At 39.0% G+C, this 12818-nt stretch carries 9 protein-coding genes; 3 read left to right on the top strand and 6 right to left on the bottom strand.

Annotated features, from left to right (window positions below):
* Nucleotides 1-127: 127 nt before the first annotated feature.
* Together E6H07_08105 and E6H07_08110 are read left to right on the top strand one after the other, a co-directional pair.
* Nucleotides 128-6205, top strand: coding sequence for a response regulator (locus tag E6H07_08105; protein TMI66496.1), 6078 nt, complete (start codon nt 128-130; stop codon nt 6203-6205).
* Between the two features lie 12 nt (nt 6206-6217).
* Nucleotides 6218-7489, top strand: a complete 1272-nt coding sequence (locus tag E6H07_08110) for a response regulator (GenBank protein TMI65860.1) — start codon at nt 6218-6220, stop codon at nt 7487-7489.
* 63 nt (nt 7490-7552) lie between these two features.
* On the opposite strand, the gene E6H07_08115 is transcribed toward E6H07_08110, so the two are convergent.
* The 3 genes from E6H07_08115 to E6H07_08125 all read right to left on the bottom strand — a co-directional run bounded on the left by E6H07_08115 (nt 7553) and on the right by E6H07_08125 (nt 8727).
* Nucleotides 7553-8014, bottom strand: coding sequence for a DUF983 domain-containing protein (locus tag E6H07_08115; protein ID TMI65861.1), 462 nt, complete (start codon nt 8012-8014; stop codon nt 7553-7555).
* Complete coding sequence (locus E6H07_08120) at nt 8007-8234, bottom strand: hypothetical protein (GenBank protein TMI65862.1); 228 nt, start codon at nt 8232-8234, stop codon at nt 8007-8009. The genes E6H07_08115 and E6H07_08120 overlap by 8 nt, the downstream gene beginning before the upstream one ends.
* 79 nt (nt 8235-8313) lie before the next feature.
* Nucleotides 8314-8727 carry a hypothetical protein gene (locus E6H07_08125; GenBank protein ID TMI65863.1) on the bottom strand — a complete coding sequence of 138 codons (414 nt, stop codon included), beginning with the start codon at nt 8725-8727 and terminating at the stop codon, nt 8314-8316.
* A gap of 116 nt (nt 8728-8843) precedes the next feature.
* Here E6H07_08125 and E6H07_08130 point away from each other — a divergent pair, with 116 nt between their 5' ends.
* Complete coding sequence (locus E6H07_08130; GenBank protein TMI65864.1) at nt 8844-9548, top strand: twin-arginine translocation signal domain-containing protein; 705 nt, start codon at nt 8844-8846, stop codon at nt 9546-9548.
* A gap of 27 nt (nt 9549-9575) precedes the next feature.
* On the opposite strand, the gene E6H07_08135 is transcribed toward E6H07_08130, so the two are convergent.
* From E6H07_08135 to E6H07_08145, 3 genes are read right to left on the bottom strand one after another with little or no spacing between them, the layout of a single operon-like run.
* Nucleotides 9576-9989 (bottom strand): hypothetical protein, encoded by a 414-nt coding sequence (locus E6H07_08135; protein ID TMI65865.1) that lies wholly within the window; start codon nt 9987-9989, stop codon nt 9576-9578.
* Nucleotides 9990-9999: 10 nt separating this feature from the next.
* Nucleotides 10000-11799, bottom strand: coding sequence for a bifunctional metallophosphatase/5'-nucleotidase (locus tag E6H07_08140; GenBank protein TMI65866.1), 1800 nt, complete (start codon nt 11797-11799; stop codon nt 10000-10002).
* A 17-nt stretch (nt 11800-11816) separates the two neighbouring features.
* Entirely contained in the window at nt 11817-12809 is a 993-nt protein-coding gene (locus E6H07_08145; GenBank protein TMI65867.1) for a c-type cytochrome, read from the bottom strand.
* Between the last annotated feature and the right edge of the window lie 9 nt (nt 12810-12818).

Raw genomic sequence — 12818 nt, forward strand, 5'->3', positions numbered from 1 at the left:
GAGGAAATTTGTGCATAGAGCAGAACACTCTTTTCCCTTTTAAAGAACATTAAATATGAAGAAAAAGACCAAGCCCCCTGTTAAAGCTGCTGCTGCGGCTTCCGTTGACAATTTACTCCTCGAACCAATGCCATCCAGATCGAAGAATGGTAATGGTAAACATAAATCAAACGGGAGTACAAGCAAGAGTCATTATAGTTCGAACAATGATTATTCAGAAGAACTCGATAACAGGGAGTTACTTCGTTTATTGATCCAGGTAAAAGAAGGAAATTTCAGTGTTCGCATGCCGTCAGATAAGCTAGGCATCAGCGGAAAAATATGTGATACACTTAATGATATTATCTTGCTTAATGAGGCACTGATGAATGAATTAACTAAGGCCCGTAATACCATCGGCAGTAAAGGGCACTTAAATCATCGTGTGGAATTGCCAAAATATGCCAGGGGTTCATGGGCTTCTGGTGTTGAATCTATCAATAGTTTGATATCAGATCTTGTTCATCCAACAATTGAAATAGCTCACGTTATCAGTTCTGTTGCAAAAGGAAATCTTTCACAGGAAATGCCGCTGAAAATTGGCGATCACGTTTTACAGGGTGAGTTTGCAAAAATTGCTGCAGAGGTAAACGACATGGTAAAACAGTTGAACTTGTTTTCAATGGAGGTAACCCGTGTTGCCCGTGAGGTTGGTTCAGAAGGAAAATTGGGTGGACAAGCAAAAGTAAAAGGGGTAGCAGGTGTATGGAAAGACCTTACTGACTCAGTAAACCAGATGGCTGGTAATCTTACAGCGCAAGTAAGAAATATTGCAGAGGTAACAACTGCGGTGGCAAGAGGTGACTTAAGAAAAAAGATCACGGTGGATGTGCAGGGCGAAATTCTTGAATTAAAAAATACGATCAATAACCTTGTTGACCAGTTAAATTCATTCTCATCAGAAGTAACTCGTGTTGCGAGAGAAGTTGGTACTGAAGGAAAATTGGGTGGTCAAGCTGAAGTAAAAGGTATTGGTGGAACGTGGAAAGACTTAACGGATTCAGTAAACCAAATGGCTTCGAACTTAACAGGCCAGGTAAGAAATATTGCCGAGGTTACAACGGCGGTTGCAAGAGGTGACCTGTCAAGAAAAATTACAGTGGATGTAAAAGGTGAAATTCTTGAATTGAAAAACACGATCAACACGATGGTGGATCAGTTGAATTCATTTTCAGTTGAGGTAACCCGTGTGGCAAGAGAGGTAGGTAGTGAAGGAAAACTCGGTGGACAAGCAACGGTAAAAGGAATTGGTGGTGTATGGAAAGACTTAACTGATTCTGTAAACCAAATGGCCGGCAACCTTACAGCACAAGTAAGAAATATTGCGGAAGTAACCACAGCGGTTGCGAAAGGTGACTTGTCAAGAAAAATTACAGTGGATGTAAAAGGGGAGATCCTTGAATTGAAAGATACGATCAACACGATGGTGGATCAGTTGAACTCGTTTGCATCAGAGGTAACCCGTGTTGCATTGGAAGTTGGTACAGAAGGAAAACTTGGCGGTCAGGCAAAAGTGCAGGATGTGGGTGGTACATGGAAAGACTTAACAGAGTCAGTAAATCAAATGGCCTCCAATCTTACTGCCCAGGTAAGAAATATTGCTGATGTAACGACTGCGGTTGCAACAGGTGACCTTTCTAAAAAAATTACAGTAAACGTTGCGGGTGAAATTCTTGAGTTAAAGAATACGATCAACACGATGGTGGATCAGTTGAACTCATTCGCATCTGAGGTAACCCGTGTTGCATTGGAAGTTGGTACAGAAGGTAAATTGGGAGGACAAGCAAAAGTGCAGGGTGTAGGTGGTACATGGAAAGACTTAACAGATTCAGTAAATCAAATGGGATCAAATCTTACTGCACAGGTAAGAAATATTGCCGAAGTAACAACGGCCGTAGCAAAAGGAGACTTGTCAAGAAAGATTACAGTTGACGTAAAAGGCGAGATCCTTGAATTGAAAAATACGATCAACACGATGGTGGATCAGTTGAATTCATTTGGTTCAGAGGTATTCCGCGTTGCCCGTGAGGTTGGTTCCGAAGGTATGCTTGGTGGACAAGCAGACGTACCCGGTGTGGAAGGTCTTTGGAAAGATTTGACAGACTCAGTAAATAAAATGGCTTCGAATCTTACATCACAAGTAAGAAATATTGCCGAAGTAACTACAGCCGTAGCCAATGGAGACTTATCAAGAAAAATTGAAGTGGATGTAAAAGGAGAGATCCTTGAATTAAAAAATACCATCAATACGATGGTGGAACAGCTCCGTGCCTTTGCCTCAGAAGTAACCCGTGTTGCGAGAGAAGTTGGTACAGACGGGAAACTCGGTGGGCAAGCAAATGTGCCTGGCGTTGGGGGTACCTGGAAAGATTTGACAGACTCAGTGAATCAGATGGCAGGTAACCTCACCGCACAGGTGCGAAATATTGCAGATGTTGCGATCGCTGTGGCAAATGGTGATATGTCAAGAAAAATTACCGTTGACGTTCGCGGTGAGATCTTACAATTGAAAGAAACATTGAACACAATGGTTGACCAGTTGCGTGCCTTCGCGTCAGAGGTAACCCGTGTTGCCCGTGAGGTTGGAACCGATGGCAAACTCGGTGGTCAAGCATTCGTACCGGGTGTTGCTGGTACATGGAAAGACCTGACTGACTCAGTAAACCAAATGACTGGTAACCTTACATCACAAGTAAGAAACATCGCCGAAGTAACAAAAGCGGTTGCATCTGGTGACTTAACTAAAAAAGTAACCATCGATGTAAAAGGAGAAATTTTCGATTTGAAAAATACGATCAACACGATGGTGGATCAGTTGAATTCATTTTCTATTGAGGTGACCCGTGTTGCAAGAGAAGTTGGTACCGAAGGTAAACTTGGAGGCCAGGCAGAAGTACAGGGTGTGGCAGGTACGTGGAAAGATTTGACAGACTCAGTGAACATGATGGCCTCCAACCTTACCAACCAGGTTCGGGGTATTGCAAAAGTTGTAACCTCAGTTGCGACTGGTAACTTAAAACAAAAACTTTCCATTGTATCTCGTGGTGAAGTTGCACAATTGATCGATACGATCAATGAAATGATCGATACACTTGCCGTGTTTGCTGACCAGGTAACAAATGTTGCCCGTGAAGTGGGTGTTGAAGGAAGATTGGGTGGGCAAGCAAGTGTGCCCGGGGCATCAGGTATCTGGAAAAACTTAACTGAGAACGTAAACCAGCTTGCAGAAAATCTAACAACACAGGTTCGTAATATCGCCGATGTTGCATCTGCTGTAACAAAAGGTGACTTGACACAGATGATCCGTGTAGAAGCAAAAGGGGAAGTGGAAGAATTGAAAGATACCATCAACCAGATGATCGCAAACCTGAAGCAAACAACATTGCGTAACCAGGAACAGGACTGGTTGAAATCAAACCTTGCAAAGTTTACACAGATGTTGCAGGGGCAAAAAGATCTGAATACGGTAACACGTCGTATTCTTTCAGAGTTGGCGCAGGTGGTAAATGCACAAAAAGGTATGTTCTATATCCTTGAGCAAGATGATAGTTTTAAAAATCAAAAACTAAAATTATTCTCAGCTTATGCATTTGGCGAAGAAGTAAAAAAATCAGGCGAATTTTCACTAGGCGAAGGATTAGTTGGGCAATGCGCATTGGAAAAAGAAAGAATTCTTTTAACAAACGTACCAAAGAGCTATACAAAGATCAGCTCAGGACTTGGTAAGGCCTCCCCATTAAATGTAATTGTACTACCGGTATTATTTGAAAAGGAAATAAAAGCTGTTATCGAACTTGCTTCTTTCGATACTTTCAGCGAAACACACCTTGACTTCCTTAGCCAGTTGACAGAAAGTATCGGTATCGTGTTAAATACTATTGAAGCAAATACAAGAACTGAAAGTTTACTTGTACAATCACAATCATTGACAGATGAATTAAGAAGAACAAATGAGGAGTTGCAGGATAAAGCTCACTTGCTGGTAAAACAAAAAGAAGAAGTTGAAGATAAAAACAAGGAAGTGGAAGAAGCAAGGTTGTCGTTGGAGGAAAAAGCAGAGCAATTGCAATTAACATCAAAATACAAATCTGAGTTCCTTGCAAATATGTCGCATGAGTTGCGTACGCCATTAAACTCTTTGTTGATCCTTGCGCAACAATTATACGAGAACCATGATGGTAATCTGAATGAGAAACAAGTTAGTTATGCAAAAACAATTCATAGTTGTGGTGATGACCTGATCCAATTGATCAATGACATTCTTGACTTATCTAAAATTGAGTCAGGTTATATTTCAACTGATTTTGTTAAGTTACAATTCCATGATATTGCCAATTTTGTTGAAACAACATTTAAGCACATCTCGGAAAATAAAAACCTTCGATTTAGTATTGATCTTGATCCGAAATTGCCGTCAAGTATGGAAACCGATGCTCAACGTCTTAACCAGATCCTTAAAAATCTTTTGTCGAATGCATTTAAGTTTACTGAAAAAGGAGAAGTTAAGCTGCATATTTATGAAGCAAACAAAAACTGGAAGCAAGATCATCCTGGTTTATTGAATGCACAAAAAGTTGTTGCATTTGAGATCAAAGACACAGGTATTGGTATTTCAAGAGACAAACAGAATATCATCTTTGAGGCATTCCAGCAGGCAGAAGGTTCTACCAGCCGCAAATATGGAGGTACCGGTCTTGGATTATCGATCAGCCGCGGACTTGCAGATCTGTTAGGTGGTTCAATTGAATTGATAAGTGAGGTCGGTTCAGGTAGTACATTCACTTTGTTCCTGCCAATTGATTATGATCCTGCAAAAGCAAAAAGAGAAAAACAAAGTAATCTCCAGGTGAGTGAGTATAAATTGGCCGAAGGTGTTTCTGATGCGGCCATTCAATCAGTGCCTACTATTAAAGTACATGAAACAAAAGACCTGGATGCATTGAATGAAATTATCAATGAAGTTGGTGATGATAGAAATAATATACAGGCAAATGACAGAGTTGTATTGGTAATTGAAGATGATGTTCGTTTTGGAAAGATAATGATCGAAAAAGCACATGAGTTGGATATCAAAGTTGTTGTAGCCACTCATTTTGGTGATGTATTCGATCTTGTAAATAAATACAATCCTACTGCGGTAACTCTTGATGTGAAGTTGCCAGATGCAAGCGGTTGGAGAGTACTTGACCTGTTTAAAAACGATATCAATTTCAGGCACATTCCGATTCATCTTATTTCTGGTGAAGAAAACAGGCTACTTGCTATGCAACGGGGTGCCAGAAGTTTTCAGCTTAAGCCACTCAATACAGAAGCATTAAATAATCTTTTTAATGATATCGTTCAGTTCAATGAGAAAAAAGAACGGAAAGTATTGTTAATAGAAGATAATGAACTTGATTCCTCACAAATAGAAAAAGTGCTTAACGAAGACATTATTAGTATTGAAATTGCTACAACCGGGCAGCAGGCAATTCAATTGATACGTAACAATCATTATGATTGTATAATTGTTGATTATATGCTTCCGGATATCGGCGGACTGGATCTTGTTACAGAGATCAGTACAATAAGTAAATTGCAGATGACACCGGTTTTGATCTATTCAGCTAAAGATTTTTTACCTAAAGAAAGAAGCCAGTTGAAACAGTATTCAAATAAAATATTGTTGAAAGACGTAAATAGCCTTGATCTTTTGCTGGAAGAAATGGTAATGTTATTGCATATTGATCATAAAGATCTGCAACCAGAAAAGAGAAGACTGATAGAGAATCTGCGTTCAAAGAATGACATATTGGCTCATAAGAAAGTGCTTGTAGTAGATGATGATGTAAGAAATTTGTTTGCTTTGACTACAGCGTTTGAGCGTTATGATATTCATACGATAACCGCAGAAAGCGGGCAGGAAGCAATGGCAATACTGGATGAAAATAGCGATATTGATATTGTATTAATGGATATCATGATGCCGGAAATGGATGGATATGAAACAACGCAGAAAATACGTCGGGAACACAAGAATAAAACATTGCCAATTATTGCTGTAACTGCTAAAGCAATGAAAGGCGACCGTGAAAAATGTATTGAAGCCGGCGCTTCAGACTATATAACTAAACCTGTAAAAGTCGATCAACTTTTATCACTGATGAGAGTATGGATGTACAAATAATTGAATCAATAAATGCAAAGTCCACCACCAAAATCAGCTGCTAAAATTCTTGTTGTCGATGACAGGACGGATAATCTTACGTCTATAGAAGCAATACTTGAAAAGGATGGTTACAATATTGTCAAAGCCAACTCGGGCAGGGAGGCACTTAAAGTATTGCTGAGTGATCATGATTTTTCCATTATACTCATGGATGTACGGATGCCTGATCTTAGCGGTTATGAAACAGCTACGATCATTTATGAAAGAGATAAACTGAAAAGCATCCCAATTATTTTTATTACAGCTCATAGTTATGATGAGGACTTTATTTTTAAAGGATACAGGATGGGAGGGGTTGATTATATCTATAAACCTATCAACCCGGAATTGTTGAGGGCAAAAGTTGCTGTCTTTGTTGAATTGTATACCAAAAATCAGCAACTCCTGCTCCAGGAAAAAAAACTATTGGCGGCAAATGATTTTTTACAAAAAGAAATTGAAGAGAAAAAAGCTTCTGAGGTGAGGATAAAGCTTTTAAATGAGCAGCTGTTATCTAACAATGAAAGCCTGAAACAAATGAATGAGGAACTTGATCAATTTGCTTATATGGCTTCACATGATCTGCAGGAACCTTTACGGAAGATCCAGGTGTTTAGCGATAAAATTTTAAGGAACAACAAGTTTGATCCGGATAGTGAAAAATACTTTGGCAAAATTATCAGCTCTTCCAAACGTATGCAAAACCTGATCAACAACCTGCTTGATTTTTCGAGGCATACTGTGAGTTCTAATGATTTTAAAATAATTCCTTTAAAAGAATTAATAAAAAATGCGTTGGCAGAACTCGAAGTGGAAGTTGAAAAAAATAATGCCAAAATTTTCTGCGAAGACTTGCCTGTTGTTTCAGTAGTACCCGGATTAATGCAGCAATTATTTTACAACCTGTTTAGTAATGCAATAAAATTCAGAAAGAAAGAAGAGGACCTGGTCGTTAACGTTAAATCGGAAAAAATGGAACCAGGAGAGCTATCAAATTTTATAAAGCATACCGCTAATAAAAATTTTTATAAGATAACCGTCGAGGATAACGGAATTGGTTTTGATAATAAATATACCGAGGACATATTCAGGGTATTTAAACGTCTGCATAGTTATCATGAATTTGAAGGAACAGGCGTAGGTCTATCTATTTGTAAAAAAATTATTGAAAAGCATGGTGGATTTATTACTGCTAAGAGTAAAATTGGTATTGGGTCAGAATTTATAATAGGCCTGCCGGAAACAAGCTACACAAGTTCTTAATATGCGTAGGAAAATAAGAACGTTTAAAACAGGATTCTAAAAGATCAAACTAGTATTTAAATCTTACCAATTACCCATCTCTTCTTTTACTATTCTTTCCAAACTGGTCTCATCTATTTTATTGATTTTCCAATCGCGATCATATTTTACAAACCATGAGATCCAGAGGCTGCGGGAGAAACGCATAAGCCAGGGCTGCAGGCATAGCAGGAAGACTGCATTAAAGATCAACCAATAAACAAAGCGATTATCATACGCTGAAATACCGATCGTTAAGAACCAAACAATAAATGAAACAACGCTGAGAAATACAGTTATACCGTAGCTAACAAAAGAAGTGCCGTAATAAAAGCCTACTTCAATATCGGTCGGCTGCCCGCATATCGGGCACTCTTTGTTCATCTTTAAAACATTCTTCAGTTTAAGATTTAGTGGTAGCTGAAAAAGTTTTCCCTCCCTGCATCTCGGGCATCTGCAACCAACTACTGAAGAAATATAAGATCTTGATTTTTGTTCTTTACTCATTCTCGCTTGATTTCGTTTCTTTATCTTTTCTCACAGGTTTTTGAAATATACTGAATAGTAAACCGCCCATTAAAGCTCCATAGCCTGTACTATTATGCCATTTGGAAGTGATCATACAGGTGCCACTTGTGCAGCCTACTTGTTTCCAGTAAATAAAGCCAGCTACTGAACCAACAATAATTCCAACTATCACTAATTTATTATTCAATAACCATTTCATGATGCTGCAAAGGTAACCGAATACGTTGCCCTACAATCATGTGCCTGTAAACGAAAATGAATGTTATTACTCTTTGATTTTAATTGACCACTTTAATGTAGCCATAACCCTCTTGCTGGCGGATTATCAATTCATATAATGCGTCTGGAACAGTTGTTACTCCGTTGAGTAACTGGCTTTTATCAATGCTAAAAACCTGCATGGCGTGTTCGCAAACGGCGAAAGTCACTTTTTTCTCAGTGGCAAGTTTAATTACATCGGCACTTACAACTGATTTACCCTTTACTACCATATCAAGGGCCCGGCCATAAAATACTATTTCAATTTTTGCATCCGGATGCGATTCAAGGATCCCTTTTGACCAACGGATAACCCGTGCATGAGTGGCTGTGTCGCTGGTTGTGATGTCGAAAACAATATTGTAAGGTTTTGATTGTGCGGAATTGTCTATTGATAAGACTAACAGTGTGGCAACAACTAACAGAGACTTCATAACTGAATATTTTGGATAAAAAAATTACGAATTATTTCCGGAAAAATTTCCCGAATTAAAATTTTTCGTAGCTTAAGTGGCTTTTTTGAAATGATTCCTTAAACAAAATTTATTTTATGGACTCCAAAGACTTTAAGACAACTGCCAACCGCCGTAATTTCCTGGGCACACTCGCTGCAGGTGCTGCGGCTGGTATTGCAAGCATCGCCCCATCTATAGAGAGTTTTGCTGCTGATGAACCCTCAATATCATCGCCACCGTTTGATGATCCCGAGGAGATGTTTAAAAAAATTAGTGGTAAACATCGAATTGTTTTTGATTCGCCACATCCGCATGAGATATATCCCTTTGCCTGGCCACGGGTTTTTTTACTTACAAATGAAGCCACTAATTCTGGTGGAAAAGATTGTAGTGTTGTTGTGGTGCTGCGTCATTCATCTATCGGGTATGCCATGGAAGACAGACTTTGGGAGAAATATCAATTGGGTAAAATGTTTGAAGCAAATGATCCTGAAACAAAACAACCTGCTACAAGAAATCCTTTCTGGAAACCCAAACCAGGGGCCTATAAAATTCCTGGTGTTGGTGAACTTTTAATTGGTGTTGATCAGTTACAGTCAAGTGGGGTAATGTTCTGTGTTTGTGCTGCAGCAATCAATGTTTATAGTGCTGCAGCCGCAGCTGCAATGAACCTGAAACATGAAGATGTGAAAAAAGATTTTATGAGTGGATTACTTCCGGGTATTCAACCTGTACCATCTGGTGTATGGGCATTGGGCAGGGCACAGGATCATGGTTGCGGATATATTTTCGCCGGATAAAATATTTTCATCAAAGCAGGTGATTGTTTAATTGCCTGCTTTGATATAACTCCATCCTTCTTTTTGCTTCGCCGATAATTCAAGAATTGCTACAGGCACTATTTCTGCCAGGTCACTTATCTGCGATTTATCAATATTGAATCTCCTCAGTGAGTTTGCACAGACTTTGAAACTCACAGTTGCTTTTGATTTCAATTCTTTTATTTTCTCTTCAAAATATACTTTGTCTTTCACAAACATATTTACTGCTTTTCCATGACAGACGAGTTCAAGTTCTGCATCGGGTGCAGCTTTCAGCACATTATTGAATTGACGAAGTACAGTGCTGTGCGTGGCAGTATCCCCGTCGTTCAGATCGAAAACAATTTTATACTTTTCTGACTGTGCATTTAAACTAGTCGCTGCAATTAATAATGCAATTGATAATAAGAATTTATTCATGGCTTATTTTTTAAATGAATTCATAGTCGTATCCTTCTAATTGTGATAATAAAGTTGCCGGCGCATCGGTAGCAGTTGCACGGCCTTCAACAGCCGGCGCAACTGGAGAATGAACTGCAAGATATTCCCGTACTACATCATGCATATTGAATCCGGGCTTATCCGGCTTTGTCACGTTTTCCATCCGACAGAGCATATCAAACGGGTCGCCTTCTCTTTCGCAGGCAAGAATAGAATAATTTTTTTCAGGATTGATAGGATCACCATTTACTTTTATCCAGTTTAGTCGTTTGCCCATCTCATTCTTTGTTGTAAAATTTATTTCCATTCCTTTGAAGCGAACGACCCAACCACCAAAACGATCTGCCGGTTCTTTTGAAAATACATTATGCAATTCTTTTTCTAACCAGTTCCATATTTGTTGTCCGCTTGCTACACCCATTTTCACTTCACTGTTTACAGGGAACATGCTCCATAAAAAATCATTGGTGATATCGGCAGTGCCGGTGACTTTATTTGTAACCAGTGGCGGGCAAAACCTAAAACCATTGCTGAGTACAATATCTACTCCGTGATCTTTAAACTTCCACATCAGTGCATCTGTAAGCATATTATCCATCGGGTTTTCGATAACATAATATCTTACGAGGTTGGTTTTTGTTTTACCAATTACTTTATTCAGCTCTTTTTTATAAGGTTCTCTTATTTTTTCAACGAGTGCAGCCATCTCTGCATCGGGTTTGTATTTTTCGGGATCAACATCAAGTAATTGATAATTGCTGTCTTTCACTTTTCCATTTTCAACTACGACATCCAACTTTGCAACAAAAGAACCAAATGCGCCGGGCTCTGTAACTTTTGCATATTTCCCAGCAATAGGTTTTCGAATACGTTCATGTGTATCCGCACCCAAAATATAATCAACACCTGCTACTTCAATCTTATTTGCAAGATCGACTTGTTGTGCAAGTCCCATATGTGTTACCAAAAAAATCATTGCACATTGTTCATACTCTTTCAGGAGTTTTACATATTTGGTTACGTTTACCTCGGGTTTTGTAAAATGAATACCTACACTGTAAGCCGGAGACTGGCGTTTCGGAGTAAGCGGATCATTATAACCAATAAATCCAATTTTAACTCCTGCGATCATCTTTGTCCAGTAAGGAGGAAAGATCAATTCGCCTTTATATTCATCAGTTGTATCATGAAACATATTTGCGCAGATCTTAGCTGAGTTATAGCCGCCGAGATCATGCCACATCACTTCCTTTCCATATACTACTTCCCAGTTACCGGGGAGTATCAGATCATAACCGATATTATTTATCAGCGGAACAATTCCTTTTCCTTCTGTTAATGCAGCTACGCCACCACCCTGGAAACAATCACCGCCATCAATGATCAAAGTATTAGCAGGATTTTTTGCTTTCAATGTTTTGAGCATTGTTTTCAATACAGCAAAACCTCCGCGTTTTTTATAAACTGGTTTTCCATTTTCAAAAAAGAATTCATCATGTGTATAAAGTTGAGCATGTATATCACTTGTATGCAGCAACGAAAAAAACTGTGCTTTTCCATTTTGCACAGCTTTGTTTTTCTGCATTTCATTTTCACGATAAGTATCACCGGGAGTTGCATTTGCAAGGGCAGGAGGGATGATTGCTCCGGCCGTCAAAGCAGTTGCATTTCTAAAAAAATCGCGACGGCTTTTAATATTGGAATCTTCTGCTATGCTATCAGTAATTTCTTTTTCATCAGAATGGCAGCCACAGGTACAATCTTGCAAGTGTTCAATTTTATCTGACATGATGATAATGGATCAATTTATTTATTTGTCTTCGCCTGTTCTTCTTTTGCTTTTTTAATCGGCTTGAATGGTCCGTATTTATGCTGCTCTTCGCTAAAGCCATCTGTAAATGGCCCGAAAGGATGGTCAAATGGTTTTTTTGAAATATCCGGCCAGTCTTCTTTAAAAACTTTCACGGGTCTTGGTTGTGAGTTTACAAATGCTGCTACATCCCATGCTTCTTCATCTGTTAGCTGTGGTGCATGATAATTCACTTCACCGAAAGGCATATTGTTTTTTACATAACCGGCAAATCTTGACATTCTGAATAAACCCGCAGCAGTATTATAACTATCATTTCCCCAGAGAGGCGGATATGTATAACCTGTGCCTTCTGTATTTCTTTGTCCCGATCCATCTGCACCATGACAACGCTGACATTTACTTGTATAAACCACAATTCCTTTCTTTGGATCAGCAGCCCTGTCAAGAACAGGAATGTCCATAATGCCGCTTCCTTTTGGTTTTGTTTTTTTCGGTACATCTCGGCCTAGCCAATGCATATAAGCAATGATGGCCTGCATTTCCCTGCTAGTACTGTCAACTGCTTTCGGTGCATTCAAACTCCTTTCCATACAATCAGAAACTCTTTTTACAATTGTTTCCAAGCCACCACTTCTTGGCCTGAACTGAGGATACAATGATGATACAGCGCCATAATTATTTCCCCAGGGTATAGTACCTGCACTCAAATGACAGTTCTGGCAATTCATGCCATTGGTGATCTGTAAAACAGAGCCTTTCGGTCCTAAATATTTTGAAGTGTTCTCAATCAAATCTCTTCCGTATGCAATTAGTTTACCGGAATCAGTATCAGGTATTTGGTATTTACCCGGTCCAACCCATGCAGAACTATCGGCAAATGCCATCATCATATTATTTTTTGCAGGGGATGAAAACTGCATCAGTATCCACACCACGATGATAGATCCTAATAAAACAGGTAGCCAGTTTTCTTTAAGAAATTTCATTACACTTTT

It is taken from the genome of Bacteroidota bacterium, from assembly GCA_005882315.1.
Lineage (GTDB): Bacteria > Bacteroidota > Bacteroidia > Chitinophagales > Chitinophagaceae > VBAR01.

Excerpts from the sequence above, each read along its gene's own strand:
- E6H07_08105 (TMI66496.1), top strand. The coding sequence starts at position 128 with ATGCCATCCAGATCGAAGAATGGTAATGGTAAACATAAATCAAACGGG.
- E6H07_08110 (TMI65860.1), top strand. The coding sequence starts at position 6,218 with ATGCAAAGTCCACCACCAAAATCAGCTGCTAAAATTCTTGTTGTCGAT.
- E6H07_08115 (TMI65861.1), bottom strand. The coding sequence starts at position 8,014 with ATGAGTAAAGAACAAAAATCAAGATCTTATATTTCTTCAGTAGTTGGT.
- E6H07_08120 (TMI65862.1), bottom strand. The coding sequence starts at position 8,234 with ATGAAATGGTTATTGAATAATAAATTAGTGATAGTTGGAATTATTGTT.
- E6H07_08125 (TMI65863.1), bottom strand. The coding sequence starts at position 8,727 with ATGAAGTCTCTGTTAGTTGTTGCCACACTGTTAGTCTTATCAATAGAC.
- E6H07_08130 (TMI65864.1), top strand. The coding sequence starts at position 8,844 with ATGGACTCCAAAGACTTTAAGACAACTGCCAACCGCCGTAATTTCCTG.
- E6H07_08135 (TMI65865.1), bottom strand. The coding sequence starts at position 9,989 with ATGAATAAATTCTTATTATCAATTGCATTATTAATTGCAGCGACTAGT.
- E6H07_08140 (TMI65866.1), bottom strand. The coding sequence starts at position 11,799 with ATGTCAGATAAAATTGAACACTTGCAAGATTGTACCTGTGGCTGCCAT.
- E6H07_08145 (TMI65867.1), bottom strand. The coding sequence starts at position 12,809 with ATGAAATTTCTTAAAGAAAACTGGCTACCTGTTTTATTAGGATCTATC.